Origin of the sequence: Granulibacter bethesdensis CGDNIH1 (assembly GCF_000014285.2) — a bacterium.
Classification (GTDB): Bacteria; Pseudomonadota; Alphaproteobacteria; order Acetobacterales; family Acetobacteraceae; genus Granulibacter; species Granulibacter bethesdensis.
The window spans coordinates 1-26,361 of record NC_008343.2; the positions used below are offsets into that span (position 1 = coordinate 1).

The following is a 26,361-nucleotide window of genomic DNA, read 5'->3' on the forward strand; positions in this document are numbered from 1 at the left end:
GATTCATCGACAATGGTGCGACAGGGCCGGCCATCACAAAGCCGGGAACAAGAAGATATATCAGAGCCGGGTACACAGGGCAGAGGCTGGATGCAAGCCCGCCATGTGCACCATTGGCGTTTTCACCACCGCCGGGCAGTTCATAAAGACCTTATGACCCAGCCACGCTCTTCCCGGCCAGTATCATCGAGAATACTGGCGCTCATCGTCTCCGCTGCGCTGTTCATGGAGTTGATGGACGGAACCATTCTGGCCACGGCCCTGCCTCAGATGGCGCAGAGTTTTGACGTTGCCCCCCTGCAAATGAGCGTGGCGCTGACGGCTTATCTCCTCAGCCTGGCAGTGTTCATCCCGGCATCGGGCTGGATGGCGGATCGCTTCGGCAGTCGCCGGATTTTCATGGGGGCCATTGCCTTGTTCGTAACCGGGTCGATGGTCTGTGGCATGGCAAATGCCCTGCCGGAAATGGTCATCGCCCGGCTGGTGCAGGGTGCGGGCGGGGCCATGATGGTGCCGGTAGGACGGCTGTTACTGTTAAGGAACGTGCCGCGCCATGAGCTGGTCTCCGCTATTGCGTGGATGACTATTCCGGCCACATTGGGGCCTGTCCTGGGACCGCCTGTCGGCGGGTTTTTGACGACATGGCTGTCATGGCGCTGGATTTTCTACATCAATCTGCCCATCGGATTGATTGGCATGGGTCTTGCGGCACGGTTCGTTCCCAATGTGACTGAGGCAGAGCTTCGTCCGCTTGATGTCAAGGGACTTTTGCTTTCGGGAACGGCTCTGGCCTCTCTGTTATGGGCCATGGAAACGCTCGGCAGAGGCCCGTCAGGCACAGATGGAATGGCTCTGTCCAGCGCCGCCATTCTGACCCTGATCGGACTGGGCAGCGGATGGCTGTATTTGCGGCATAGCAGGACTATCCCTCATCCGATCCTCAACCCGATGCTGATGCGTATCCGTACCTTCCGACTATCGGTGTTGGGAGGCGCGTGCAGCCGGGTGGTGGCAGGAGCCATGCCGTTCCTGCTGCCCATGACGATGCAACTCGGCATGGGCATGAGTGCTGCTGAAAGTGGATCACTGACCTTTGTCGGGGCTGCCGGCTCACTGTTGATCCGGCCATGGGCCGCCGGAATTTTACGCCGTTTCGGTTTCCGGCGCGTGATGATCTGGAATGGCGCCCTGTCCAGTACGGCCGTGTTGCTCTGTGCGACATTTCAGCCATCCTGGCCGCATGGATGGTTTTTTCTGGTACTGGCTCCGGCCGGGCTGTTTCAGGCGCTTCAGTTCATTGCCTACAATACCATCGCCTATGCTGATGTCCCGCGTGAACGGATGAGCGAGGCCACCAGCTTCTACACGACGTTTCAGCAGATGACGCTGTCGGCTGGTATTTGTATTGCCGGTATCTCCGTCAGTCTCTCCATGCTTGCAGGGCCCCGTACGCAGCCCGATATGACTGATTTCGCAACCGGCTTCGTGACCATTGCCACTATTTCGGCACTGGCCATTCTCTGCGCATCCCGGCTCAACAGCACGGATGGGCAAGATCTGAGTAGAAAAGCCTGACCTTGCCCGGCCCGTTTCAGATTGTTCTGATCAGGTTCAACAATTCGGCCACATGCTCCGGCGGTGTCTGCGGTACAATGCCGTGGCCGAGATTGAAGATATGCGGATGTCCCGCCATAGCCTGACGAATCGAGGATACTTCCCGCCTCATGGCCTCTCCACCCGCGCGTAAAGCCAGGGGATCGAGATTGCCTTGCAGCGCTATTTCCGCAGGCACCATTTTGCGCGCCATGGCCGGATCAACGGAGGTATCCATTCCAACCGCATTGACCCCGGTTTCTGAAGCATAATTCTGTAGCAATGTGCCAGCCAACCTTGGAAAACCGATCACCGGCACCGATGGATGACGCGCTTTCAGCGCTGCAGTGATCTGGCGTGCCGGTGCAGTTACCCAACGGGCAAAACTGAGCGGAGACAGTAAACCGGCCCAGCTGTCGAACAGCATCAGCACTTCCGCCCCTGCTTCGACCTGTGCTGACAGATAGGTGATGGTTGCTTCTGTCAGGCGGGCGATCAGACGGTCAAAAGCCTCGGGATTTGTGTAGGCGAAATGCCGGGTGCGGGGGAATTCCTTGGCGCCCCCTCCATCGACCATGTAGCAGGAGACGGTAAACGGAGCGCCGGCAAACCCGATCAGCGTCGTTTCTGGATGAAGCTGCTGAAGCTGTTCGCGAACCCGTGTGACGGTTTCCATAATCGGAGCAATCCGCGGGATCAGCTGGCTGAAATCGAGCCGGTCGATATCCGCTTCTTCAAGTTTCGGCAGTACGGGGCCTTCACCCTCGGCAAAATGCAGCCCGTAGCCCAAAGCCCATGGCAACATCAGAATATCGCTGAACAGAATGGCTGCATCCATTCCGAAACGGCGAATAGGTTGCAGGGTTACTTCCGCTGCCCATTCGGGATGGGTGGCAAGACCGAGGAAGCTGCCTGCTTTTGCTCTGACCTCCCGATATTCGGGCAGATACCGACCTGCCTGACGCATCAGCCAGACGGGAGGAACGGGGAGTGCTTCACCACGGAGCACGCGCAGGATCGGTTTGTTCATAAGACCTGCTTAAAAAGGATAAAGAAGAAAAGGAAAAGGGAGGGGAATAGATAGAACCCTGTGGATAACGTGGTACCCGGAATCCGGATTTTACTACGTACTTTATCCACACCGAAAGATGCAGATAAGTAACTGATAGATAAAGTGAAACAGCATTTATCCAGAAAACTTTTCACATGGGTGTACGATTCATGCCCAGTACCCGTGATTCGTGAGTTTGTCCCCTTGTTTCGGTACGCATGGTTTGCGACCTTGGTGGAAAGAGGGGTTATCCCCGGTACTACGGTAATTCACTAAGGTGATTCAGGACCGCGCCTTCCGGAAGTCAGCACATTGCTGAAGGATGGGCGGGAGACAGGAAAATGGATTCGGGTCATGACCGCACATCGCATGAATCTGCATCTGGTCTCCGATGCCACCGGAGAAACGCTCAATTCCATAGCGCGGGCCACTGTCTCCCAGTTCGAGCATGCCCAGATCATCTATCATCGCTGGTCCCTGATCCGAACCCGTTTTCAGCTTCATCGTGTCCTTGAGGGGATCGAGGCTGAACCCGGTCCTGTCCTGTCAACGCTGATAGAGCCGGGATTGCGCAGTGAGCTGGAGAATTTCTGTTCCCGGATCGGGATTGCGGTGGTGCATGTGCTGGATCCGGTTCTGTCCCTGCTGCAACACCATATCGGGGAACAGGCAATAGCCCGACCCGGTCGTCAGTATGTGCTGGATGCCGATTATTTTCGCCGGATCGATGCCATGCATTTCGTGTTGGCGCATGATGATGGCCAGGCTCAGGTCGGGATCAATGAGGCCGATCTGTGTCTGGTCGGGGTATCACGCTCCTCTAAAACGCCGACCTCGTTCTATCTTGCCAATCGTGGCGTCAAGGCAGCCAATATTCCGCTTGTTCCCGGCTTGCCGGAACCGCCCGGTCTGGAAGCGCCCATTGTACCCGTGATTGGCCTGACCATCGATCCGGAAGCCCTGATCGAAATTCGCCGCCACCGGCTCAAACTGATCGGTGGCCAGCCGAATGTGCAGCAGAATACCGCTTATGTTGATCTGGAGTCCGTCAAGGCCGAACTGATCTGGGCGCGGCGTCTCTGTGCGCGGAAAGGCTGGCCGGTGATTGATGTCACCAGACGTTCGATCGAGGAAACGGCGGCCACTGTGCTGCAACTGGTGGAGGCATGGCATGAGCGGCGGCGGTCCTTGCCTCCCGGTGGTTAGCCGCGCCATAGCCGGATCCTTCATCGTCAGGACGGAGCCATGCCATGAAGCTTATTCTTGCCAGCGCCTCTTCTGCCCGGCGGTCCATGCTCGAACAGGCTGGAATTGATGCCGAAAGCATCCCGGCTGCTGTTGATGAAGATATGGTAAAGCAATCCATGCGGGCTGAAGGCGCTTCTGCTGCGGAGACGGCGACAGCTTTGGCCCATCTGAAGGCTGAACGGATTTCGCGGCGTTATCCGGATTCTGTGGTCATCGGGTCCGATCAGCTGCTGGTCTGTGAAGGTGCATGGTTCGACAAGGCCCCCGATCTGGAAAGGGCGCGCGCCCGGTTGCTGGATTTTCGGGGGAGGGCGCATCATCTCGTCACCTCGGTGGTCTGTGCGAAAGGGGGCAGCCGTCTCTGGCATCACGTCGAGACGCCCTGCCTGCATATGCGCCGCTTCAGCGAGGATTTCCTGAACCGGTATCTGGCACAGGAGGGGGAGGCACTGCTGGGCAGTGTCGGGTGCTATCGGCTGGAAGGACCGGGTATCCAGTTGTTCGATCGTATCGAGGGTGATTATTTTTCCATTCTTGGCATGCCTTTGCTGCCCTTGCTGGGCTTTCTGCGGCAGCATCAGGCTTTGACGGTATAGGAGGAAACCAGGGAGTCCTCAGGGTTTCCCTTGTCAAGAAAACGGCTGTGAGGAATACAGCCGTTCATGACCGACAGCATCACCGATCTCCAGAGCGATCAGCGCCCGGACCGTTCCTATGACTTTGCCAGCGCCGAACGGCGCTGGCAGTTGGCCTGGACCGAGCGGGCCTGCTTTACCGTTCCTGATGTGCCTGATCCGGGCGCCAGAACCTATTATGTCCTTGAAATGTTCCCGTATCCCAGTGGGCAGATCCATATGGGGCATGTGCGTAATTATACGCTTGGGGATGTGGTGGCACGTTACAAGCGTGCTCAGGGCTATCAGGTGTTGCATCCCATGGGATGGGATGCGTTCGGATTGCCGGCCGAGAATGCGGCACGGGAACGCGGTGTGCATCCGGGGCAATGGACCTGGAACAATATTGCCGCCATGCGCGGTGAATTGCAGCGCATGGGTCTGTCCATCACCTGGGAACGCGAATTCGCCACCTGTGACCCTTCCTATTATGGCCATCAGCAGGCTCTGTTTCTCGATTTCCTGAAAAAAAATCTGGTGGAGCGCCGGGAGAGCTGGGTCAACTGGGATCCGGTTGATGAAACCGTGCTGGCCAATGAACAGGTCATTGACGGCAAAGGCTGGCGCTCCGGCGCGCCGGTGGAGCGGAAGAAGTTGTCGCAGTGGTTCCTGCGCATCACCGACTATGCTGAAGAATTGCTGGCAGGGCTGGATCAGCTCGATCGTTGGCCCGAGCGTGTCAGGGTTATGCAGTCCCGCTGGATCGGTCGCAGTGAAGGAGCCAGGCTCCGTTTTCCATTGGTCGAGCCGCTGGGTGATCAGCGTGAGATCGAGGTTTATACCACCCGCCCTGACACGCTGTATGGCATGTCATTCGTGGCTATTGCTGCGGATCATCCTGTGGCGGCAGCACTGGCGGCACATCATCCTGCTCTGGCTGCTTTCGTTGCTGAATGCCGTTCTCTCGGCACCAGTGAAGCTGCCATTGAAGCCGCCGAGAAACGCGGTTTCGATACCGGGTTAAGGGTCAAGCATCCTTTCTGTGATGAGACTTTTCCGGTTTGGATCGCGAATTTCGTGCTGATGGATTACGGCACCGGCGCCGTCTTCGGCTGCCCGGCGCATGATCAGCGCGATCTGGATTTCGCCCGCAAGTATGATCTGTCCGTCACGCCGGTGGTTTTGCCATCTGATCAGGATGCGGCCAGCTTCACGATCGGCAGGAAGGCTTATGACGGGGATGGCATTCTTTTTAACTCCGGACCTTTCGATGGGCTGACCCCGGATGCCGCCAGACGGGAAGCCATTACCCGGCTGGAAGCAATGGGTTGGGGGCAGGGTGTCACCAATTGGCGTCTGCGGGATTGGGGTGTCAGCCGGCAGCGTTACTGGGGCTGCCCCATTCCCATCATCCATTGCGATCAGTGTGGTCCGGTTCCGGTGCCCGCCGATCAGTTGCCCGTTACTTTGCCGGAAGATGTGACGTTTGACCGTCCCGGCAACCCGCTGGATCATCATCCAAGCTGGAAACACGTGACCTGCCCCTCCTGTGGTGCGGCAGCCGTGCGGGAGACCGATACGTTTGATACTTTTGTCGACAGTTCCTGGTATTTCGCACGGTTTGCCAGCCCGCATGCGCATGTGCCTGTCCTGAAGGAAGCGGCGCAAAACTGGCTGCCGGTTGATCAGTATATTGGCGGGATTGAGCATGCCATCCTGCATCTGCTCTATGCCCGGTTCTTTACCCGGGCCATGGCCGATACCGGCCATGTACCAGTCAGGGAGCCGTTTGCCGGGCTGTTCACGCAGGGCATGGTGACGCATGAAAGCTATCGTGCTGCCGATGGACGCTGGCTTTCGCCAGTCGAGGTTACTCGTCATGGCGAGACGGTGGTCGAGACGGCAACCGGCGAACCGGTTCAGGTCGGTCGCGGCGAGAAAATGTCCAAATCCAAGCGCAATACCGTGGCACCGGGAGAAATCTTCAACCGCTACGGAGCCGATGCGGCGCGTTGGTTTATTCTCTCTGACAACCCGCCCGAGCGGGATATGGAGTGGACCGATGCCGGGGCTGTCGGTGCATATCGATTTGTCCAGCGCCTCTATCGTCTGGCCGAGGCGGTTGCGCGCATCGCAAAGGAGGAAACAAACCGGGACGATGCTTCATCCGATGCGGCGATGACGTTACGGCGTATGACCCACCGTACGGTGGCTGCGGTGACAGAAGCACTGGAGGGCTTCAACTTCAACGTTGCTGTGGCGCGGGTTTACGAATTCGCCAATGCTCTGACTGAAGCAGAAAAGAAAGCTGCTGAACCGGGCATGACAGCGGCCCGGGTTGAGGCCATCACCCTGTTGTCACGAATCATCGCACCGATGATGCCGCATCTGGCAGAGGAAATGGCCACACTGATCGAACAGGGGCCGAAGCTGGTTGCCGAGCAGGTCTGGCCATCTGCCGATCCTGCGCTGCTGGTGGTGCAGTCGGTCACTATAGCGATTCAGGTCATGGGCAAATTGCGCGCCACCCTCGACATTTCCCCCGATGCTGATCAGGACAGTGTTATTGCGCAGGCTGAAGCCGATCCGAATGTTGTGCGGGCGCTGGAAGGAAAGCGCGTGGTCAAGCGCATCTATGTTCCCAACCGCATCGTCAATTTCGTTATTGCCGGATAGGGTTCACAGGGTTGGGTAGCGGTCCGTCCGCGCGGTTGGCCGCAAAGAGGGAAAAGCTTTGATCCACGGGCTTGTCTGACGCACACAGACAGGCCCGTGTGGGATAGGGAAAAGACCATGGACCTGAAACGCCGCACGCTACTGTCACTGGGTGGGTTGCTACTGCTGCCTGGTTGTGGGTGGCATGCCGTCTATGCGCCGGGCAAGGACGGTGCCCTTACCCCTGTTCAGGAGCAGCTCAGAGCTATCTCTGTGGCGCTGATCAGTGATCATAATGGCGTGCTGCTGCGTCAGGCATTGCAGAATCGCTTTGATTATACAGGCGGAAGCAAACTTCCTCGCTATGAGCTGTCGGTTTTTTATACCGTTAATAACGAGAGTGCCGGGATCATGCCCGATAACTCGACCACCCGGCTCAGGATGCATGGGATCGCCAACTGGACCCTGACGGCTGACGATCTGAAAAAAACGATTCTGACCAAAGGACGTGCTTACACACTCGATGGCATTGATCTGTCGAATGGTCAGTTCTTTGCCATGGATATCAATTCGGAAACGGTCCTGCGCCGTATGGCAGAGGAACTTGCCAACCAGATTACGCTTGATCTTGCCCAGTATTTCGAAAAAAAACAGGCAGATGAAGCAATAAAGCCCGTTGCTTCAGACAGCAAAGGCTGAGGTGCAGCCTGCATGAAATTTGATGCACGTCAGGCGGAAGCATTTTTGCGTCAGCCTGATCAGGCTGTGCGGGCTGTGCTGCTTTACGGGGATGATCATGGTTTGGTCCGTGAGCGCGGGACCAGTCTGACACGGCTGGTAGCAGGGCAGATTGATGATCCTTTTCGTGTTATCGAACTGGCCGCGGAACAGGCGGCCGATCTTCCCAATGAAATGGCGGGTCTGTCCCTGACGGGCGGCCGTCGTGTCATCAGAATCAGGGAAGCGGCCGACATTTTCGCTGCCCCTCTGCAGGCCGGTCTGGAGAGGCAGGGGGAAGCGCTGGTCATTCTGGAAGCAGGGACATTGACGCCACGCTCCAAGCTTCGTGTGCTGGCCGAGAAAATGGCCAGTGCAGCCTCCATTGCCTGTTATCCCGATGAAGGTAGAAGCCTGTCCCAGACTATTCAGGATTCTCTGGCCCGGGATCGTGTTTCCATTGAGGCTGATGCGCTGAAATGGCTCTGCGATCATCTGGGGGCTGATCGTGCCCTGACGCGGCGTGAAATCGACAAGCTTGCCCTGTATGTCGGTCAGGATGGAACCGCGACAATAGAGGCAGCACATGCCTGTATTGGCGACCTCGCCGGATTGTCATTGGAAGATGCACTGTATGCGTCTGTCATCGGTGACATTTCAGGCGCTGAACGCGCCCTGTCACTGGCTCTGTCGGAGGGTACGACCTCGATTGCCGTGGTCAGAATGGCGCTTCAGCATATGCAGCGGCTTCGCAAGCTGCGTGCGGTGATGCAGGAAAACGGAACAAGCGCGGCTGAGGCTGTCAGGCAGGCAAAGCCTCCGGTTTTCTTCAAACGGGTACCCGCTTTTACGAAGGCTCTCACGCTCTGGCGGGATGAGATGCTGGCCGCGATCTGCGACATGCTTTGGCAGGCCGAGAAAGCCTGTAAGCAGAGCGGTGCCCCTGATGAGACCATCTGTCGTCAGGCGGTCATGAGTATCGCTCTGCGGGCACGTCAGGCTGCTGCCAGAGGGGTTTTTAACAAGGGGTTTAACGGGTCAGCAGGGTGATCAGGCCATCCAATTGATCAAGTGATTTGTAGCGAATGCGTATATCCCCGCTCTGACCATCATAGGTGACGGTGACTTTCAGCCCCAGATGATTGCTGAGGTCACGTTCCAGAACAGCAATTTCGGGATCCCGACGGGCGGCTCTTTCCTGCGCCGTGACAGGGGGAGCGTTCTTGCGTGCAACCAGTTGCTCTGTTTGTCGCACATTAAGGCCTTTTGCCAGCACCGTCAGCATGGCTGTTGCCGGATCGGCATGCGACAGCAAGGCTCTGGCATGGCCTGCGCTGAGAGCACCTTTTTTGACTTCGTGCAGGACGGGGGAAGGTAAATTAAGCAGCCGAAGTGTATTGGCGATATGGCTGCGGGATTTGCCGACCGCATCGCCCAGTTTTTCCTGTGTCAGGCCGAATTCCTCGGACAGGCGGCGATAGCCTTCTGCTTCCTCCACGGCATTGAGATCCTGCCTTTGCAGATTCTCGACCAGGGCCGCGGCCATGGCATCGCTGTCGGACAGGGCACGCACCAGCACAGGCACTTCATGCAGCCCGGCTGCCTGAGCGGCCCGCCAGCGGCGTTCACCGGCGATGATCTGGTAACGTCCGGCAAGATCGGGATCGGGTCTGGCCAGCAAGGGTTGCAGGATGCCTCTGGCACGAACGGATTCCGTCAACTCGGCCAAGGCATCCGGTTCAATGGTTCCTCTTGGTTGAAAGGGGCTTGGGGCAAGCAGTTCCACTGCCAGCATGGCGATATCAGGATGACGGCGCTCCGTATCCTGTGTCGGTAGATCATCGCCCAATAAAGCTGCCAATCCACGGCCCAGCCGCGTCTGGGGGGATTTTGTCATACCGCTTTCGTCCCTGCCTTGCGTTCACGCTTCAGTAACTCGTCTGCCAGCTGAACATAAGCCTGCGCGCCGGAGGATTTACTGTCGTAGAGCAGCACCGGCTTGCCATGGCTCGGCGCTTCAGAGAGGCGAATATTGCGCGGAATCACAGTGTCATAGACTTTGGCACCGAAAAATCCTCTTGCATCCGCCGCGACCAGTTCTGACAGGTTGTTACGCCGATCGAACATCGTCAGCACAATCCCTTCCAGCTCCAGAGCCGGATTGAGCGCCCGTCGCACAGCCTGAACCGTACGATTAAGTTGGGTTACGCCCTCCAGAGCGAAGAACTCGCATTGCAGGGGTACCAGCACCGAATCTGCTGCGACAAGGGCATTCAATGTGAGCAGGCCAAGGCTGGGCGGGCAGTCAATCAACACGTGATCGAAAGAAAGTTCAGGGGTTTGGTCAGCATTTTTTAGAGCATCCAGCGCCTCTCTCAACCTGTACTCACGGCGGTTCTGGGCGACCAGCTCCACTTCAGTGCCGGCCAGATCAATTTCTGCCACGATCAGAAACAGGTTGGGAACAATGCTTGTGCGTATGACATCAGCCGCTTTGTGGCTACCCATCAGCACGGCATAGGAACCATGGCCACGTTGATTGCGGGGGATGCCGAGACCGGTGGACGCATTGCCCTGAGAGTCGAGGTCGATCAACAGTACCCGCTCTCCGGTTTCAGCGAGCGCGGTGGCCAGATTGATCGCCGTCGTGGTTTTGCCGACTCCCCCTTTCTGGTTGGCAATAGCAAGAATTTTCGGACGTGTTTTGCTGTTGGTTATCACCGGAGAGGAAGGACTCTCGGTTGATTCGGAGACCTGCCCGGAGGGTTTTTTCAATGCCCGAAAAGGGCTTTTCGGTTTCTCAGACACGAGAAATTTCGTCTATCCGTAAAATGGAAGCCTCGGGATGAGTGCGGCTTGGGCTTAGTTGTACGCGCATGTGCCACTCTGTCGCGGCCTCCGTCAATTCTTGCTCTGCTGTTTTTCCCTTCATGAAAAGGGCAACGCCGTTTTTGCTTAGCAAGCGTAAGGCATAACCAAGCAGCACGTTCAGGGGAGCAAGCGCACGGGCGGTCAGAACCGGGGCGGGAGCAATATTACATTGTTCGATCCGGCAGGCATGAACGGTGACATTGGACTCTGTGGCTCTGGCGGCTTCCCGCAGAAAAGCCGCCTTGCGCTGGTCTGCTTCCACCAGATGGGTTTCCCGGCCAGTAGCAATAGCCAGAACCAGGCCGGGCAATCCACCGCCGGAGCCAATGTCGATCAGAGGTCCAGGTAATGGTTCCAGCAGAGGCAGCAGTTGGAGAGAATCCAAGATGTGGCGATCACGGATATGCTCCACATCATTCCGGCTGACCAGGTTAACCGTGCGGGTCCAGCGTGTCAGCAGCGATTCATACAGGGCGAGTTTTTCCCCTGTTTCACGTGAAACACCCGATCCGGCCGGGAGGAGAGTACGGATAATCTGACAGTTAATAAGGGGTTGTTTCACGTGAAACACTGCTTGCGGCGAACGAAATGGCTGATGGCTGCGAGGGCAGCCGGGGTCATGCCTTCCATCCGGGAGGCTGCTCCCAATGAAGTGGGGCGAAGGGATTGCAGTTTGTCCCGGATTTCAGCGGATAAACCACCAATAGCGCTGTAATCGATATGATCGCTCAGTAAAATCGTATCCTCCTGTTGCAGGACGCGGCGTTCTTTATCCTGCCGGGACAGGTAGCCGGAATAAGCCCCTTCGATTTCCAGCTGTTCCCGCACGCGTGGATCAAGATCGTGCAGCCAGGGAAAGGCCTGATTCAATTTCTGATCCTGTTCAGGGTCAGAACCGATCAGAGAGAGCAGAGGGCGGCGGCGGCCATCCTGTCGTACAGTAATCCCCACCTGCTGCAACTGGACAGGTGTCCGTGTATCCTGAGCGGCCAGCGTCAAAGCGTCGTTCATGGCCTGATCGTAGGCAGCAAAGGTCTTCCATCGTTCATCACTGACACAACCTGCTTGCCGCCCCCAACGGGTCAGGCGGCGATCGGCATTATCTGCCCGCAGGGTCAGGCGGAATTCTGATCGGGATGTGAACATGCGATAAGGTTCAGTAACGCCATGCGTGGTGAGATCGTCAATCAGAACACCGATATAGGCCTGAGACCGATCGAGCGTAACGCTATCCAATCCCTGAGCTTTCCGGGCTGCGTTCAACCCGGCCATCAGCCCTTGTGCACCAGCCTCTTCATAGCCGGTCGTACCATTGATCTGCCCGGCCAGAAACAGCCCCGGTAACTCCTTCAGCTCCAGAGAGGGACGCAGGGAGCGAGGATCAACGAAATCATACTCCACCGCATAACCGGGCCTGATAATCACGGCATTATGCAGGCCGGGCATGGAATGAAGCAGGGCTTCTTGCACCTCGGCTGGCAGGCTGGTGGAGATGCCGTTTGGATAGACGGTAAAATCATCCAGCCCCTCCGGTTCCAGAAACACCTGATGGCGGGTCTTATCGGGAAAGCGGACGACCTTGTCCTCAATGGAAGGGCAATAGCGAGGCCCTTTGCCACTCAGCATGCCACCATAGACCGCGGATCGGTGCAGATTGTCGCGGATGATCTGATGGGTATCTGCGGTGGTCTCCGAGATGCGGCAGGATATCTGTGGCAGATCAATGTGATGGTTCAGGGTACTGAATGGAGTCGGCGGATTTTCTCCACGATCTTCCGGAAGATCCTCCCATGCGATGCTGCGGCGGTCGATACGGGGCGGTGTGCCAGTTTTTAGCCGCCCCATACGGAGATTAAGAGCATCCAGCCGCTTTGCCAGACCGATAGACGGTGCTTCCCCCACACGTCCGGCCTCGGATCGCTGTTCACCGCAATGGATCACGCCCCGCAGAAAGGTACCGGTTGTCAAGACCACGGCAGAGGCAGACAGATGCCGCCCATCCTGCAGGATCACACCCTGCACGGTCTGTTGTGTGCCGGAGCTGGTGATCAGATCCTCAACTGATCCTTCGATGATGGACAGATGGGGAGTGGTATGAAGAATATCCTGAACGGCTTTTTTGTAGAGCTTCCGATCTGCCTGGGCACGAGGCCCGCGTACGGCTGGCCCCTTGCTCCGGTTCAGCATTTTGAAATGAATGCAGGCCTGGTCGATCGCGCGTCCCATGAGTCCGTCCAGCGCGTCGATTTCCCGCACCAGATGCCCCTTGCCGATACCGCCAATGGCAGGATTGCAGGACATTTCACCAATCGTTGCTGCCTGATGCGTGACCAGAGCCGTGATGGCTCCGGTACGGGCTGCTGCTGCTGCTGCTTCGCAGCCTGCATGTCCTCCTCCGACTACGATCACATCGTAGGCGGCCGGGGCGGGATGGTCAGAGGTATTCATAAGGTATCAATCCTGTCGGGCACGCTACAAAGGGTGGCCCCTACTTTCCTATACAAAAACTGGAAAAGACGTGGTCCAGAATTTGTTCGACCCCGATCTGTCCAGTGACCCGGCCAACAGCCTGACGGGCGAGCCTGATCTCTTCGGCGCGTAATTCTTCCAGCCGGGCTGATTCGGCATCCTCCAGATGCTGGATCGCGTCTTGCAGGGCAGCGCGATGGCGTGCCCGTGTCAAAGGTGCTCCGGTGGCGTGGGATGTCAGCGCCCGTGCTTCCGCTTCCAGCATCGTTTTCAGCCTCTCCATCCCGTCCCCTGTCAGCGTGCTGACCAACACAATGTCCGGTGATGAAGGGGGTGTATATGGAAGATCAGATTTCGTGCCGATCATCAAGGATCGTGCCTCTGATGATCCCGGCCATTGTTCAGCCGAGAAATCAGCCTCTGTCGCTGTCGAGATATCGACAGTCCTTAGCACGAGATCAGCACTTTCAGCTCGCGCCAGAGCACGACGGACTCCCTCAGCCTCGATACTGTCGGCGCTGTCCCGTAATCCGGCTGTGTCTATCAGTGTAACCGGAACGCCTGCCAGAACTAGACGGACTTCGATCGTATCCCGCGTTGTGCCGGGCTGTGAGGAAACAATGGCGGCATCCCGACTCGCCAGACTGTTCAGCAGGCTGGATTTTCCGGCATTCGGTTTGCCGAGAATGGTAAAGATCAGCCCTTCACGCAGTTTTTCCGCTTTTGCGCCTTCGTTGAGCGCCTGAGCCATTTCCTGACGAAGCAGGAGCAGGTCAGTTCGTAAAGCAGCATCCACTTCAGCCGGTAAATCCTCGTCCGGAAAGTCGATCAGCGTTTCCTGCCAGGCTAACACTCTTGTCAGCGTTGCAGTCCATGTCTCCAACTGACGACTCAGGCCACCATCCAGTTGCTGCAGGGCCTGACGACGCTGGGCACTGGTTTCTGCGTCGATCAGATCGGCAACGGCTTCTGCTTCAGTCAGATCAAGCTTGCCGTTGAGGAACGCACGACGGGTAAATTCACCTGCTTCTGCCGGTCTCAATCCAAGATCGACCAGCGCGTCAGCCATTCCTTCAATCACGGCATTGCCGCCATGAAGATGCAGCTCAGCACAGTCTTCGCCGGTGAAGCTGCCGGGACCAGCAAACCAGAGGATGATGCCCTGATCCAGTATTTCCCCACTCCGGTTTCTCAGTCTCCGCAGGCTGCTTTTTCGTTGCGGGGGCAGGGTTCCGCATAGATGGGTCACCGTATTCCGTGTTGCGGGACCGCTGATCCGTATCACCGCGATGGCAGCGCGGCCCGCACCGGAGGCCAGTGCAAAAATCGTCTCCTGACTCATCGGGGAGCCGTTTCGGCAGGTAACATAAGCTCAGGTACTCGCTCTCCCTGACTGACATGGCGCATCAGGATCTGATCGACATCCTCGGTGGAGGAAATGGTGTACCAGATACCCTCCGGATAGATGACCAGACAGGGCCCCTGTTCACATCGATCGAGGCATCCAGCTGTATTGATACGCAGGCTCGGCATTGTGAATCCTGCCAGACTCATCTCCTTTGCTCTGGCCTTCATATAATCCCGCAGTTTTTCAGATCCTTTTGCAGCGCAGGAGCCACGTGAATGATCGTCCGGGCGACGGTTGCAACAAACAAACAGATGGATATCGAAGTAAAGCGGTGGATCGGTTTCCATCCTGTGGCCTGTCATTTCAGTGGTCACAGATTGATCACTCATCGGAAACACCTTTTATCAGCCATGGAGCAGCGACGGATATGATCGTTCTGACGGATTCTATAAAGCTGCTTGCGTACGAATATCAGTGTGCCAATCTCGCTATTGTAAAGGCACTTGATGCATACACTCCTGTATGGTGTTTCACGTGAAACACTCGATCCAGCCTCGCCATAGACGATCTGCCTTGCCAGCCTTGTGACAGTATATGGAATGACGATGACCGTCGCGCCAAACCGTAACCATCTCTCTGAAGCGCTTTCCCCCTATCTGTTGCAGCATGCGGATAATCCTGTTCACTGGTTACCCTGGGGTACACAAGCCCTGGAACATGCCCGAAAAACGGACAGGCCCATTCTGCTGTCCATTGGCTATGCGGCCTGTCACTGGTGTCATGTCATGGCGCATGAAAGCTTCGAAGATCAGGCAACCGCCGATGAGATGAATAACGCTTTCATCTGCATCAAGGTCGATCGGGAGGAGCGCCCGGATATTGACCATATCTACATGTCGGCGCTGCACGCGATGGGACAGCAGGGCGGCTGGCCATTGACCATGTTTCTAACCCCAGAGGGTCAACCTTTCTGGGGAGGTACGTATTTTCCCCCGGAGCCGCGTTTCGGCAGACCTTCATTCCGGCAGGTACTCGCGGCCATCAGGGATGCATGGGCCACCAGAAGATCGGCGATTGAACAGAATCTCGGGCAATTGACGCGCGCCATGAACCGCCTCTCGGAAACGGCAGCAGGGCCCGAGGTCGATGTATTATTGCTGAATGCGGTCGATGCAGCCCTTCTGCGCAATCTGGATCCGGAGAAAGGCGGTTTCACAGGGGCTCCCAAATTCCCGAATGCGCCGGTATTCCGTTTTTTCTGGCAGGAATTCCATCGCACCGGTCGCCCTGAACTGTCCGACGCTGTGCACGCGGTTCTGAGTCATATGGCGCGCGGCGGCATATACGATCATCTAGGTGGCGGCTTTGCCCGCTATTCAACCGATGCAGAGTGGCTGGTGCCGCATTTCGAGAAAATGGCCTACGATAACGGCCAGATTCTGGAGCTGTTGTCTTTGGGATATGCGCAGAATCCCACACCACTTTATGCGCGCTGTATCGAGGAAACGGTGGGGTGGCTGATCAGGGACATGTCCGTTCCGGTCGAGGGGGGCGGCACTGCTTTCGCGGCGTCCGAGGATGCGGATAGTGAGGGCGAGGAAGGCCGATTCTATATATGGCATGAGGATGAAATAGATGCCCTGTTGGGAGAGGCCGCAACCGGCTTTAAACAGGCTTTCGATGTCACCCGGGAAGGCAACTGGGAGGGCCACACGATTCTGCGGCGCCTTACCATATCGCCGGAGGCTGATGCTGAAAGCTGGGCGCAGGAGCGCAGAATTCTGTTCCAGTCACGGGAAAACCGTCCCCGCCCCGGTCGTGATGACAAGGTGCTGGCTGATTGGAACGGACTGGTCATCGTCGGATTGGTCAGGGCTGCCATTGCGCTGGACCGTGCAGACTGGTTATCCGCGGCGGAAAGCGCCTATGAAGCGGTCAGGGCTGCACTGGGGTCGGAGGATGGACGAATTGCACATGCATGGCGTCTGGGCCGGATCACTGCGGCCGGCTTGCTGGATGATCAGGCCTCCATGATCCGCGCCGCCCTGTCCCTTTATGAGGCAACAGGGCAGGAGCGTTACCTGTCTGATGCTGTCACCCTCGCCCAGTCTGCCCGATCCTTTTTCAGCTCTGAAACCGGTGCGTTTTATACGACGGCCCATGATGCCGATGACGTTCCTCTGACCCGGCCCTGTACAGCGAGCGACAATGCCGTGCCGTCCGGCAATGGCATGATGGCTGATGCGCTGGCCCGGCTTTATCATCTCACCGGCGAGCAGAGATGGTATGAGGCTGCTTCCGGTCTGATCCGTGCCTTTACCGGACGTCCGCAAAGTCTGGCATCTTCACCCTATCTGTTGATGGCGGCAGATTTGCTGACGCGCGGAACGCTGGTGAGTATTCATGGGCAGGCTGATGATCCGCATCTGCAGTCCATGGTCAGGGAGGTGCTGGCGCTTGGCGATCCTTCCGTGCTGGTGTGCCGTAAGCCTCTGCATGCTGCTCCTGACAGGCAGACAGACCATGTCGCTCAAACGTTTTTCGTGCTGGTCTGTAGGCAGACTCTATGCAGCGCACCGCTGACAACGCTGGATGCGGTCAAAGCAGCCATCAGCGCCTCATGAATGACGTTATCCACGATACCGCGTATGAAAGATCTGATCGGATGTAATCAGACTGAATGCTCCTGTCTTTCACCTCAATTTTTTACGAGACCGGATCCCCCATGCCGCAGCTTTCCCTTCATTCACCCCTGGGTGTTCTGACCATCACGGAAGATGAGGGGGCTATTGTTTCCCTCGACTGGGGAGAAGGGATGGACAGCCGTGATCGAACACCGCTGTTGAAAAAAGCCGCAGAGCAGGTCCAGGCTTATTTCGATGGTGATCTGAAAAACTTCGATCTTCCGCTGATGCCCGAGGGTACCGGCTATCGCAGAAAAGTCTGGCAGGCTTTACAGGATATTCCTTATGGAAAAACAATGACATACGGGGCATTGGCCGCGAAAGTCGGGGGTTCGGCACGATCCATAGGTCAGGCCAATCATTTCAATCCCATACCCATTATCATTCCCTGTCACCGTGTCATTGGCAGCAATGGCGCTCTTGGCGGATATAGCGGGCTGGATGGCGTGGAAACGAAGCAGTACCTTCTGTCGCTTGAAAATCCTGATCCGGATATGGTTCATCCGGCATCACCCTCTTTCCAGCCGTCATTACCCCGTTCCTGACAAGGATTTGTCATGACTAAAGCAATTCGTATGCACGCTCATGGCGGTCCGGATGTTCTTTCATGGGAGGATGTGCCAACCCCTGTTCCAGGACCTGGAGAAGCTGTCATTCGTCACGCTGCGGTGGGGCTGAATTTCATTGATATTTATTTCCGCTCCGGTTTGTACAAAGCGCCCTCGCTTCCGACTGTTCTGGGAATGGAAGGAGCTGGCACCGTCATCGAAATCGGTGCAGGTGTGACAGATATTCAGGTTGGAGACCGGGTAGCCTACGCGACTGGCCCGTTAGGCGCCTACGCGACAGAGCGCACGATCGCAGCCGACCGGCTGGTCAAATTGCCTGATTCGATCAGCTGTCAGACAGCCGCCGCCATGATGCTTCAGGGTCTGACGGCGCAATATCTTCTGCGGCGGACCTATCCGGTCAAACGCGGAGATACGATTCTGGTCTACGCTGCGGCGGGTGGAGTGGGGCTGATACTCTGCCAGTGGGCCGCTTATCTGGGGGCTTCGGTCATTGGTGTTGTTTCTACCGAGGAAAAAGCGGCCTTGGCGCGTGCCCATGGAGCCAGCCATGTGATCGTGTCTTCCAATGATCACCCCGCCGATATTGCAGGCGAGGTCCGCCGCATCACACAGGGAGCAATGGTGCCGGTTGTATATGACAGCGTCGGTAAGGATACGTTTGATGCCAGTCTCGACTGTCTGGCGCCGCTGGGGCTGATGGTCAGCTATGGCAACGCTTCCGGCCCGGTGCCGCCATTCTCATTAACGACCTTGTCCGCCAAGGGAAGCCTGTTTGTCACACGGCCCAGCCTGGCAACCTATACGGCAAAAAGGGCTGATTTGTTGGCTATGGCGCAGGATCTGTTCGACGTCGTTTCCACCGGTCATGTCCATATCGAAATCAACCAGACCTATCCGCTGCAGCAGGCAGCAGAGGCCCAACGTGCTCTTGAAGAGCGCCGGACCACGGGAAGTACGATTCTGATCCCCTGAAACCTCAATAAATCTGCACTGAGAGGCCGATCAGACATTGATTATTATGTCGTTCGGCCATTACCCTTTCCGTCACGGTTGGTATCGTGTCATGATGCCGATGAAACTAACGGGGAGGCGTTGATGCCGACTGGCACCGTCAAATGGTTTAATGCGACCAAGGGTTATGGATTTATTCACCCGGATGGGGGCGGTGCAGACGTGTTCGTGCATATCTCCGCCGTCGAGAAGGCCGGCCTGTCCAAGCTGGATGATGGTCAGAAGCTCAGCTTCGACCTTGAAGCCGGTCGTCAGGGCAAGACCTCCGCGGTTAATCTGAAGCTCGCCTGATACGATTAACTCTTTCCATATCCGGCTGGTCAGGTCTCTCAACGGAGTACCTGTCTGCCGGATGTGCCTTTATGCTTCATCATGAGCAGTGTCGGGCGGCACGAGTCTTTTTTCTTATTGCCTGCTTTCTTGAGCCAGCCAGACCAGTTCAACCATTGACCAGGCGCTGGTCTGTCTCCATTGAGGCATTGACCAGCAGTTCCAACCATCGGCCATAGAAAGCCAGAGACGGGAGAAGCGCAATGAACCACGCCGATCTGATTGATAAGATCGCCAAATCAACTGACCAGACCAAGGCTACGGTTGATGCCGTCGTGTCCGCTGCAATTGAGACGATCAGTGCCACGCTGAAGGCGGGCGAGGAAGTCCGCATCAGCGGTCTCGGCATTTTTGATGTGTCCGAACGCGCCGCTCGTCAGGGCCGTAATCCGCAGACTGGTGCGACGATTGAAATCGCCGCGACCCGTGCGGCCCGCTTCCGTGCTGGTAAGGCGTTGAAGGATGCCGTTAACGGTACCGCCGTCAAGGCAAAGGCCAAGAAGGCCTGATCCATCGCGCTAATTGCGTCTGATGGTAGGTATCCTGCTTTGGAAGCAGGATTCATGAAAAGCGAAAAGCAGGCTGTTCAATGGCAGTCTGCTTTTTGTTTATCTGGGTATCTTTTACCCCAAACCAGTCTGGCCGGATTTTTCAGGGAGCAACTGGCAGACCGGGAATGGTAAATCCGAAAGCCTGTATCAGCAGCACCATATTCAGCCCCAGCACAATGGCGGCAGCGGCTGAGGCGACCCATTGTGTCACCCGATGATTGACGAACGGTCCCATCAATTCACGGTGTCCGCTGAAATAGATCAGGGCGATCATGGGGGCGGGCAGGGCGATGCTGAGAATGACCTGACTGATGACCAACGCATCGGTTGCGTTCACGCCCGCCAGAATGACGATAAAAGCCGGAACCATTGTAACCAGCCTGCGCAGCCAGACTGGAATACGAATATGCACAAAACCCTGCATGATCATCTGACCTGCCATCGTACCGACGACAGATGACGAAATACCGGATGTAATCAGGGATATCAGGAATATGGCGGCGGCGGCCGCGCCCAGAAGCGGCGTCAGGGTATGATAGGCCTGTTCTATTTCAGCCACGTCACTATGCCCGATATGAAAGGCTGATGCGGCCATGATCACCATGGCCATATTGACCATCCCGGCAAGTGCCAGAGCCAGTATGACTTCCCGGTTGGAAAAGCGAATCAGACGATGCCGGGATGCGTCATCCGTGGCAGCAGCGGCGCGATTCTGTGCCAGGCCGGAATGGAGATAAACGGCATGTGGCATCACAGTTGCCCCCACGATCCCGGTGGCGATTGTCAGGGCTGTTGCATCTGGCAGACGTGGCGTGATGGTCGCCCAAGCCGCAGCGGTCCAATCCACCGGTGCAATGAACATTTCAGCCAGATAGCAGAGGCCGATCGTGGCCACTAAGGCCCCGATGACAAGCTCCATGACCCGATATCCCCGCTTTTCAAACAGCAGCAGGGCAAAGGTAATCATGGCCGTGGCCACCATACCGATGATCAGAGGAAGCCTGAACAGCAGGGCCAGTCCGATCGCCCCCCCCAGAAATTCTGCCAGATCGGTTGCCATCGCGGCAATTTCGCTGATGATCCATAACGCGATCACCAATGGGCGGGAAAAATGGTCCCGGCAGAGTTCCGGCAAATTTCGCCCGGTTGCGATGCCGAGTTTGGCTGAAAGGGCCTGAAACAGCATGGCGATCAGATTCGCGGCTGCCACGACCCAGAGCAGTGTATAGCCGTAGCGTGAGCCAGCCTGAATATTGGTCGCGAAATTGCCGGGATCGACATAGGCGATGGAAGCGATCACGGCCGGTCCGGCAAATAGAAGACCGGTTTTCCAGCCTCTGCTTTTGCCGGCGATTGCCTTGGACAGGCGTAAGGAGGTGCGATCCGTTATGGTCGGACCGGGGGGTGGCGCACAGGTGGGAGTGATCTGAGTCATGAAATACTACGGTTCGTCGTGAGAAAAACCGGTGTGTGCCGGACCTGATCCAAAAAGTGTAACCTGTGCTACAAAACGTCAAGAGAGAAGGTGAGCGCTGTAAAGGATGGCATGCTGCGCTGGATGCAGCTTGCGCGGAAAGGGGGGAGCGCCGACAATCAGACATGGCCCGCGATCATGTTCCTGCGCGCCTCGACCCAACGGACGTGATGTATGAAAGAAGCCCCTGCCACCGTTTTTACCCCTGACTCCGGTGAGCCATCTGCGCTCTGCAATCGTGCGGTGGTCATCATGGAGAAGGTCAATCAATGGTATGGGCGCATGCAGGTATTGCGTGATGTTTCCCTGTGCGTGGAGGAGGGAAGCTGCGTCGTGCTCTGCGGTCCATCAGGCTCCGGCAAGTCTTCGGCCCTGCGCTGTATCAGCCGTCTGGAAACCCATCAGACCGGCCGTATTTTGGTCGATGGGGTGGAGCTGACCGATGACCCCGCCTGTATCAGTCGCATACAGCGGGACGTGGCCATGATTTTTCAAAGCGTCAATTTATTCCCGCATATGAGCGTATTGGAAAACTGTACACTGGCCCCCATCTGGTCGCGCGGTATGCGGCGTGAAGAAGCAGAGGCCAGTGCTGCTGAGGCATTGCGCCAGGTCGGCCTGCTGGACAGGGCGCAGCAGCATCCCTCTGGCTTGAATGCCGGTGAGTTGCAGCGTGTCGCCATTGCCCGCGCCTTGTGTATGTCTCCGCGTATCATGCTGTTCGATGAACCAACCGTGGCGCTGCCGCCGGAGATGAAGGGGCCCGTGCTGGAGGTGATGGAGAGTGTAGCAAAAAGCGGCATCACCATGATCTGTGTTGCGAATGAGCTTGAATATGCCCGCAAGGCGGCAGATCGCATTATTTTCATGGATCAAGGCAATATTCTGGTAGATGACGTGCCATCAGTGTTTTTTGAACGGACTGATCCCCCTGAGCTGAGGGCGTTTCTCGCAACCGCCTGAAATGTGCCTGGCAGACAATCCCACCTAAAAAAATTGGGCGGCACGATCGGGGGAGATCGTGCCGCCTCTGTTTTTCCTGCGGCACAGGTGGGGGGGGGGAAGCGCCGCAGTTAAACCCTGAACGTGTATTCTGCTACAGGGTTCATCATTATATTGGTATGATCTGTTTATTTTTGATGGGCTTGGCTGAGAAAATCAGCGTCCTTCAAAAAATTCCTTTACCTTGGCAAAGAATCCTTCAGCTTCTGGGCTTGCTTTGGTCGTGGAGGCTTCACGCTCGAATTCTTCCAGTAATTCCTGTTGCCGCTTGCTGAGATGCTGAGGCGTTTCGACATTGACCTGAATATACATGTCGCCTCGTGCCGGACTACGCAGGACAGAGAAGCCTTTTCCACGCAGACGGAATTGCTCGCCGCTTTGCGTGCCGACTGGAATTTTGACCTTGGCGCTGGTACCATCGATCACGGGCACCTCGATTTCTGCACCCAGAGCAGCCTGCGTCATCCGTAGCGGAACCCGGCAGAAAATATTTGCCCCTTCCCGCTGAAAAATCGGATGCGGACGAATGGCGACATGGACGTACAGATCGCCCGGCGGTGTGCCATTCGGGCCGGCTTCACCTTCACCCGAGAGGCGAATGCGCGTGCCATCCTCAACTCCGGCAGGAATGGAGATCTGGAGCGTGCGTTCCTGGGAGACGGTTCCAGCCCCTTGACAGACCCGGCACGGATTACGAATGACGCGTCCCGCACCGCCGCAAGTGGGGCAGGTGCGCTCCACCACGAAGAAACCCTGCTGCGCCCGTACCTTGCCGGCGCCCTGACAGGTCGGACAAGTATCGGCGCTCTTGTTTTTGTCTTCGCTGCCTGTCCCGTGGCAGGACTCGCAGGTAACGCGTGTGGGCACGCGCAGCGTGGCTTTGGTGCCGTTGAAGGCCTCGACCAGATCGATTTCAACCGCAGCGCGCAGGTCGGACCCTGTGCGAGGGGCACCCCCACGCCGACCCATGAAGTCGCCGAACATCTGATCGAAAATATCGCCCAGACCGCCTTCCTGGAAGCCGCCGAAACCGCCCCCTCCTCCGCCACCGCCATTCTCGAAAGCGGCATGACCGAAACGGTCGTAGGCGGCCCGTTTCTGTTCGTCTTTCAGAACATCATAGGCTTCGCTGACCTCCTTGAATTTGGCCTCGGCTTCGTGATCACCGGGATTGCGGTCCGGGTGATACTGCATGGCGAGCTTGCGATAGGCTTTTTTCAGCTCATCGGCATTGGCGTCTCGGGCGACGCCAAGAGTGGCATAATAATCCTGCTTGGCCATGGGCATTTCTCAGCTAAGGTCCTGTCCGCGGCAGAGCGGAAACCGTGCTCATGCAGCAGATGACAGGGCGGGGCAATCAAAAAGGCCGAACCACGAAGAAGGGGCACGCCATTCAGGCGTGCCCCTGGTCGTGTAATTCCGGCCTTTTATCAAGACCGGAGCCTGACACCAGGGGTCAGGAATGCTTCTTCGGATCGACTTCCTCGAAATCCGCATCCACGACTTTTTCTCCGTTCGGGCCAGCTTCTGCTTCACCGGTTGGTGCCTCGGACTGGGCCTTGTACATCGCCTCGCCAATCTTCATGGCAACCTGGCTCAGACGCTCGGTGGCCTGGGTCAGGGCAGCGAGGTCATCGCCTTCCAGTGCGGTGCGAGTAGCGCTGATGGCGCTTTCCGCCTCGCCCTTATCGGCTTCGGCGATCTTGTCGCCCTGCTCCTTCAGGTTTTTCTCGACCTGATGGACCAGGCTTTCGGCCTGATTGCGGGCTTCCACCAGAGCGCGACGCTGCTTGTCGGCTTCGGCATTGGCCTCGGCTTCCTGCACCATGCGCTGGATATCGGCATCCGACAGACCACCGGAGGCCTGAATCCGGATCTGCTGTTCCTTGCCGGTCGCCTTGTCCTTGGCGGAGACGTTGACGATACCGTTGGCGTCGATATCGAACGTCACCTCGATCTGCGGCACGCCACGCGGTGCGGGGGGCAGGCCGGTCAGATCGAACTGGCCGAGGGACTTGTTATCCGCCGCCATCTCACGCTCGCCCTGATAGACCTTGATGGTCACGGCGGGCTGATTGTCTTCGGCGGTGGAGAACACCTGGCTTTTCTTGGTCGGGATCGTCGTGTTGCGGTCGATCAGGCGGGTGAACACACCGCCGAGGGTTTCGATACCCAGCGAGAGCGGGGTGACGTCCAGCAGCAGTACGTCCTTGACGTCGCCCTTCAGCACGGCGCCCTGCACGGCGGCGCCGATAGCGACCACTTCATCAGGGTTGACGTTGCGGGCCGGTTCCTTGCCGAAGAACTGTTTGACGGCTTCGATCACTTTCGGCATGCGGGTCATGCCGCCGACCAGGATCACGTCGCTGATCTCGCCTGCGGACACGCCGGCATCTTTCAGCGCCTTGCGGCAGGGTTCCAGCGTGCGCTGGATCAGATCATCCACCAGGCTTTCCAGCTTGGCGCGGGACAGCTTCAGCACCAGATGCTTCGGTCCGGAAGCATCGGCGGTGATGAAGGGCAGGTTGATCTCGGTCTCCTTGGAGGAGGACAGCTCGATCTTCGCCTTTTCCGCGGCTTCTTTCAGACGCTGCAGGGCCAGCTTGTCCTTGCGCAGGTCGATACCTTGTTCGCGCTGGAATTCGGAGGCCAGATAATCGATCACACGGGCGTCGAAATCCTCACCGCCGAGGAAGGTGTCGCCGTTGGTGGACTTCACCTCGAACACACCATCGCCGATTTCGAGGATGGACACGTCGAAGGTACCGCCGCCAAGGTCATAGACCGCAATGGTGCCGGTATTCTTCTTGTCCATGCCGTAAGCGAGGGCGGCGGCAGTCGGCTCGTTGATGATGCGCAGAACTTCGAGACCGGCGATGCGGCCTGCATCCTTGGTGGCCTGACGCTGGCTGTCATTGAAGTAGGCCGGGACGGTGATGACTGCCTGCGTAACCGGCTCGCCGAGATAGGCTTCGGCGGTTTCCTTCATTTTCGACAGCACGAAAGCGCTGATCTGGCTCGGCGCGTATTTTTCGCCGCGGGCCTCGACCCATGCATCGCCGTTATCGCCACGCACAATGGCGTAGGGCACCAGATCCTTGTCCTTAGCGACGGTCGGATCGTCATAACGGCGGCCGATCAGGCGTTTGACGGCGTATAATGTGTTGGAGGGGTTAGTGACGGCCTGCCGCTTGGCGGCCTGTCCGACCAGACGCTCCCCGCTATCGGTGAACGCGATCATGGAGGGGGTTGTACGCGCGCCCTCCGCGTTTTCCAGCACGCGCACATCCTTGCCTTCCATAATGGCAACGCAGGAATTGGTCGTGCCGAGGTCGATACCGATGACCTTGCTCATAAGTCTGCTCCTTTCCAGCGGATGCTGACGGCCCGAAGCACCGCGTGCATCCCCGATTTATATTCGTTCGATGATGTAAGAAGGAGAAGCGTCCCGGGCAAGAGGCTGCTTCACCAGATTCCGGCATGGATGGTTAAAACTGCGACATCTCTGTCGAAGTCGACCGATTCAGCCGGGGGAAATCGGTTGTCAGGCCTTCGCCACCACGACCATGGCGGGTTTCAGCAGGCGGCCATTCAATGTCCAGGCCGATGTCCATGCCTGAATCACTGTGCCCGGCGGATGTTCGGCGCTGGGTTGTTCGCTCATGGCCTGATGAAGGTTGGGATCGAACACCGCTCCGGTCGGGTCGGTGCCGCTGATGCCATTGCGTTCCAGAATGGAGATGAAATTCCGCTCCACCCCCTCCAGCCCTTCCCGCACGCGGGTCAGGGAGGCAGGTTCGCCTTCCTCTGCCGCCGGCAGGGCGGACAGGCCGCGCCGAAGATTCTCTGCCGCTTCCACGATGTCGGCCGCGAATTTCTGCACGGCGTAATTGCGGGCATCGTCGGCGTCACGCTTGGCGCGGGCGCGGACATTCGCCATTTCCGCCTCTGCCCGCATCCAGCGTTCACGAAAATCGTCCCGCTCCGCTTCCAGTGCGGCGATGCGGGCTTCTGGTGTGTCCGTGGCAGCGTTCTGCGGCTGCTCGCCGGAATGAGTCTCTTCCTGATCTTTCGGAAGTTCCTGCTGCGTTTCGTCCTGCATGGCTGTCGCCTCGGTTTCGTTCGTCATGGGCGGTGAATTAGCGCATCGACGCCGCGGAACAAGGGATGA

23 protein-coding genes are annotated in these 26,361 nt (G+C 57.5%); 12 read left to right on the top strand and 11 right to left on the bottom strand.

All coding sequences use genetic code 11. The features are described from left to right. Positions 1 to 153: 153 nt before the first annotated feature. Complete coding sequence (locus GBCGDNIH1_RS00180; protein ID WP_043452546.1) at positions 154 to 1,575, top strand: MFS transporter; 1,422 nt, start codon at positions 154 to 156, stop codon at positions 1,573 to 1,575. Positions 1,576 to 1,591: 16 nt separating this feature from the next. Here the strand turns inward: GBCGDNIH1_RS00180 and hemE are convergent, their stop codons facing one another. Next, positions 1,592 to 2,623 carry a uroporphyrinogen decarboxylase gene (gene hemE, locus GBCGDNIH1_RS00335; protein WP_011630710.1) on the bottom strand — a complete coding sequence of 344 codons (1,032 nt, stop codon included), beginning with the start codon at positions 2,621 to 2,623 and terminating at the stop codon, positions 1,592 to 1,594. A gap of 375 nt (positions 2,624 to 2,998) precedes the next feature. Here hemE and GBCGDNIH1_RS00565 point away from each other — a divergent pair, with 375 nt between their 5' ends. The 5 genes from GBCGDNIH1_RS00565 to holA all read left to right on the top strand — a co-directional run bounded on the left by GBCGDNIH1_RS00565 (position 2,999) and on the right by holA (position 8,928). Then, positions 2,999 to 3,850, top strand: coding sequence for a pyruvate, water dikinase regulatory protein (locus GBCGDNIH1_RS00565; RefSeq protein ID WP_025285598.1), 852 nt, complete (start codon positions 2,999 to 3,001; stop codon positions 3,848 to 3,850). 44 nt (positions 3,851 to 3,894) lie between these two features. Then, entirely contained in the window at positions 3,895 to 4,488 is a 594-nt protein-coding gene (locus GBCGDNIH1_RS00665) for a Maf family protein (protein ID WP_011630712.1), read from the top strand. A 66-nt stretch (positions 4,489 to 4,554) separates the two neighbouring features. After that, positions 4,555 to 7,182 carry a leucine--tRNA ligase gene (leuS, locus tag GBCGDNIH1_RS00685; RefSeq protein WP_011630713.1) on the top strand — a complete coding sequence of 876 codons (2,628 nt, stop codon included), beginning with the start codon at positions 4,555 to 4,557 and terminating at the stop codon, positions 7,180 to 7,182. A 117-nt stretch (positions 7,183 to 7,299) separates the two neighbouring features. After that, positions 7,300 to 7,860: an LPS assembly lipoprotein LptE gene (lptE, locus tag GBCGDNIH1_RS00775; protein WP_025317939.1), complete on the top strand. Its 561-nt coding sequence runs from the start codon at positions 7,300 to 7,302 to the stop codon at positions 7,858 to 7,860. A 12-nt stretch (positions 7,861 to 7,872) separates the two neighbouring features. Continuing rightward, entirely contained in the window at positions 7,873 to 8,928 is a 1,056-nt protein-coding gene (holA, locus tag GBCGDNIH1_RS00875; RefSeq protein ID WP_011630715.1) for a DNA polymerase III subunit delta, read from the top strand. Here the strand turns inward: holA and GBCGDNIH1_RS01295 are convergent. The 6 genes from GBCGDNIH1_RS01295 to GBCGDNIH1_RS25110 all read right to left on the bottom strand — a co-directional run bounded on the left by GBCGDNIH1_RS01295 (position 8,909) and on the right by GBCGDNIH1_RS25110 (position 14,913). Further along, a complete protein-coding gene (locus tag GBCGDNIH1_RS01295) occupies positions 8,909 to 9,775 on the bottom strand; it encodes a ParB/RepB/Spo0J family partition protein (protein ID WP_011630716.1) in 867 nt (288 codons plus the stop codon). The genes holA and GBCGDNIH1_RS01295 overlap by 20 nt on opposite strands. Beyond that, positions 9,772 to 10,596, bottom strand: a complete 825-nt coding sequence (locus GBCGDNIH1_RS01310; RefSeq protein ID WP_157692040.1) for a ParA family protein — start codon at positions 10,594 to 10,596, stop codon at positions 9,772 to 9,774. Before GBCGDNIH1_RS01310 ends, GBCGDNIH1_RS01295 begins: the two co-directional genes overlap by 4 nt. A gap of 82 nt (positions 10,597 to 10,678) precedes the next feature. Continuing rightward, positions 10,679 to 11,320 carry a 16S rRNA (guanine(527)-N(7))-methyltransferase RsmG gene (gene rsmG / locus GBCGDNIH1_RS01440; RefSeq protein WP_011630718.1) on the bottom strand — a complete coding sequence of 214 codons (642 nt, stop codon included), beginning with the start codon at positions 11,318 to 11,320 and terminating at the stop codon, positions 10,679 to 10,681. Further along, on the bottom strand, positions 11,308 to 13,197 hold the full coding sequence (gene mnmG, locus GBCGDNIH1_RS01550) for a tRNA uridine-5-carboxymethylaminomethyl(34) synthesis enzyme MnmG (protein ID WP_011630719.1): 1,890 nt from the start codon (positions 13,195 to 13,197) through the stop codon (positions 11,308 to 11,310). The genes rsmG and mnmG overlap by 13 nt, the downstream gene beginning before the upstream one ends. A 40-nt stretch (positions 13,198 to 13,237) precedes the next feature. After that, the gene (gene mnmE / locus GBCGDNIH1_RS01625; RefSeq protein WP_011630720.1) at positions 13,238 to 14,560 is read right to left on the bottom strand and encodes a tRNA uridine-5-carboxymethylaminomethyl(34) synthesis GTPase MnmE; all 1,323 of its coding nucleotides are present in this window, start codon (positions 14,558 to 14,560) and stop codon (positions 13,238 to 13,240) included. Continuing rightward, complete coding sequence (locus GBCGDNIH1_RS25110; protein ID WP_043452553.1) at positions 14,557 to 14,913, bottom strand: (2Fe-2S) ferredoxin domain-containing protein; 357 nt, start codon at positions 14,911 to 14,913, stop codon at positions 14,557 to 14,559. The genes mnmE and GBCGDNIH1_RS25110 overlap by 4 nt, the downstream gene beginning before the upstream one ends. Before the next feature lie 258 nt (positions 14,914 to 15,171). Between GBCGDNIH1_RS25110 and GBCGDNIH1_RS01735 the strand changes: the two genes are divergently transcribed. From GBCGDNIH1_RS01735 to GBCGDNIH1_RS02260, 5 genes are all read left to right on the top strand, one after another. After that, on the top strand, positions 15,172 to 17,190 hold the full coding sequence (locus GBCGDNIH1_RS01735; RefSeq protein ID WP_025317944.1) for a thioredoxin domain-containing protein: 2,019 nt from the start codon (positions 15,172 to 15,174) through the stop codon (positions 17,188 to 17,190). Positions 17,191 to 17,291: 101 nt separating this feature from the next. Beyond that, complete coding sequence (locus tag GBCGDNIH1_RS01975) at positions 17,292 to 17,795, top strand: methylated-DNA--[protein]-cysteine S-methyltransferase (RefSeq protein ID WP_025285609.1); 504 nt, start codon at positions 17,292 to 17,294, stop codon at positions 17,793 to 17,795. A gap of 12 nt (positions 17,796 to 17,807) precedes the next feature. Continuing rightward, entirely contained in the window at positions 17,808 to 18,794 is a 987-nt protein-coding gene (locus tag GBCGDNIH1_RS02000) for a quinone oxidoreductase family protein (protein WP_011630724.1), read from the top strand. A gap of 123 nt (positions 18,795 to 18,917) precedes the next feature. Further along, the gene (locus GBCGDNIH1_RS02245; RefSeq protein WP_025285611.1) at positions 18,918 to 19,124 is read left to right on the top strand and encodes a cold-shock protein; all 207 of its coding nucleotides are present in this window, start codon (positions 18,918 to 18,920) and stop codon (positions 19,122 to 19,124) included. A 242-nt stretch (positions 19,125 to 19,366) separates the two neighbouring features. After that, positions 19,367 to 19,672, top strand: a complete 306-nt coding sequence (locus GBCGDNIH1_RS02260; protein WP_011630726.1) for an HU family DNA-binding protein — start codon at positions 19,367 to 19,369, stop codon at positions 19,670 to 19,672. A 142-nt stretch (positions 19,673 to 19,814) separates the two neighbouring features. Here GBCGDNIH1_RS02260 and GBCGDNIH1_RS02370 read toward each other — a convergent pair whose 3' ends face one another. Next, complete coding sequence (locus GBCGDNIH1_RS02370) at positions 19,815 to 21,149, bottom strand: Nramp family divalent metal transporter (RefSeq protein ID WP_011630727.1); 1,335 nt, start codon at positions 21,147 to 21,149, stop codon at positions 19,815 to 19,817. Between the two features lie 213 nt (positions 21,150 to 21,362). Between GBCGDNIH1_RS02370 and GBCGDNIH1_RS02470 the strand changes: the two genes are divergently transcribed. Continuing rightward, positions 21,363 to 22,151: an amino acid ABC transporter ATP-binding protein gene (locus GBCGDNIH1_RS02470; RefSeq protein WP_011630728.1), complete on the top strand. Its 789-nt coding sequence runs from the start codon at positions 21,363 to 21,365 to the stop codon at positions 22,149 to 22,151. A 195-nt stretch (positions 22,152 to 22,346) separates the two neighbouring features. Here the strand turns inward: GBCGDNIH1_RS02470 and dnaJ are convergent, their stop codons facing one another. From dnaJ to GBCGDNIH1_RS03820, 3 genes are all read right to left on the bottom strand, one after another. Then, complete coding sequence (dnaJ, locus tag GBCGDNIH1_RS03435; protein ID WP_025285614.1) at positions 22,347 to 23,471, bottom strand: molecular chaperone DnaJ; 1,125 nt, start codon at positions 23,469 to 23,471, stop codon at positions 22,347 to 22,349. Positions 23,472 to 23,646: 175 nt separating this feature from the next. After that, the gene (gene dnaK, locus GBCGDNIH1_RS03635; protein WP_011630730.1) at positions 23,647 to 25,545 is read right to left on the bottom strand and encodes a molecular chaperone DnaK; all 1,899 of its coding nucleotides are present in this window, start codon (positions 25,543 to 25,545) and stop codon (positions 23,647 to 23,649) included. Positions 25,546 to 25,734: 189 nt separating this feature from the next. Then, positions 25,735 to 26,319, bottom strand: a complete 585-nt coding sequence (locus GBCGDNIH1_RS03820; RefSeq protein ID WP_025285615.1) for a nucleotide exchange factor GrpE — start codon at positions 26,317 to 26,319, stop codon at positions 25,735 to 25,737. Positions 26,320 to 26,361 lie beyond the last annotated feature (42 nt).

Coding starts and splice junctions, on each gene's coding strand:
- GBCGDNIH1_RS01295 (WP_011630716.1), bottom strand. CDS start 9,775: ATGACAAAATCCCCCCAGACGCGGCTGGGCCGTGGATTGGCAGCTTTA.
- GBCGDNIH1_RS02370 (WP_011630727.1), bottom strand. CDS start 21,149: ATGACTCAGATCACTCCCACCTGTGCGCCACCCCCCGGTCCGACCATA.
- mnmG (WP_011630719.1), bottom strand. CDS start 13,197: ATGAATACCTCTGACCATCCCGCCCCGGCCGCCTACGATGTGATCGTA.
- GBCGDNIH1_RS00565 (WP_025285598.1), top strand. CDS start 2,999: ATGACCGCACATCGCATGAATCTGCATCTGGTCTCCGATGCCACCGGA.
- GBCGDNIH1_RS02245 (WP_025285611.1), top strand. CDS start 18,918: ATGCCGACTGGCACCGTCAAATGGTTTAATGCGACCAAGGGTTATGGA.
- GBCGDNIH1_RS03820 (WP_025285615.1), bottom strand. CDS start 26,319: ATGACGAACGAAACCGAGGCGACAGCCATGCAGGACGAAACGCAGCAG.
- GBCGDNIH1_RS01975 (WP_025285609.1), top strand. CDS start 17,292: ATGCCGCAGCTTTCCCTTCATTCACCCCTGGGTGTTCTGACCATCACG.
- leuS (WP_011630713.1), top strand. CDS start 4,555: ATGACCGACAGCATCACCGATCTCCAGAGCGATCAGCGCCCGGACCGT.
- GBCGDNIH1_RS02000 (WP_011630724.1), top strand. CDS start 17,808: ATGACTAAAGCAATTCGTATGCACGCTCATGGCGGTCCGGATGTTCTT.
- GBCGDNIH1_RS02470 (WP_011630728.1), top strand. CDS start 21,363: ATGAAAGAAGCCCCTGCCACCGTTTTTACCCCTGACTCCGGTGAGCCA.
- lptE (WP_025317939.1), top strand. CDS start 7,300: ATGGACCTGAAACGCCGCACGCTACTGTCACTGGGTGGGTTGCTACTG.
- dnaJ (WP_025285614.1), bottom strand. CDS start 23,471: ATGGCCAAGCAGGATTATTATGCCACTCTTGGCGTCGCCCGAGACGCC.
- GBCGDNIH1_RS00665 (WP_011630712.1), top strand. CDS start 3,895: ATGAAGCTTATTCTTGCCAGCGCCTCTTCTGCCCGGCGGTCCATGCTC.
- GBCGDNIH1_RS02260 (WP_011630726.1), top strand. CDS start 19,367: ATGAACCACGCCGATCTGATTGATAAGATCGCCAAATCAACTGACCAG.
- dnaK (WP_011630730.1), bottom strand. CDS start 25,545: ATGAGCAAGGTCATCGGTATCGACCTCGGCACGACCAATTCCTGCGTT.
- GBCGDNIH1_RS01735 (WP_025317944.1), top strand. CDS start 15,172: ATGACCGTCGCGCCAAACCGTAACCATCTCTCTGAAGCGCTTTCCCCC.
- holA (WP_011630715.1), top strand. CDS start 7,873: ATGAAATTTGATGCACGTCAGGCGGAAGCATTTTTGCGTCAGCCTGAT.
- GBCGDNIH1_RS00180 (WP_043452546.1), top strand. CDS start 154: ATGACCCAGCCACGCTCTTCCCGGCCAGTATCATCGAGAATACTGGCG.
- hemE (WP_011630710.1), bottom strand. CDS start 2,623: ATGAACAAACCGATCCTGCGCGTGCTCCGTGGTGAAGCACTCCCCGTT.
- GBCGDNIH1_RS25110 (WP_043452553.1), bottom strand. CDS start 14,913: ATGGAAACCGATCCACCGCTTTACTTCGATATCCATCTGTTTGTTTGT.
- mnmE (WP_011630720.1), bottom strand. CDS start 14,560: ATGAGTCAGGAGACGATTTTTGCACTGGCCTCCGGTGCGGGCCGCGCT.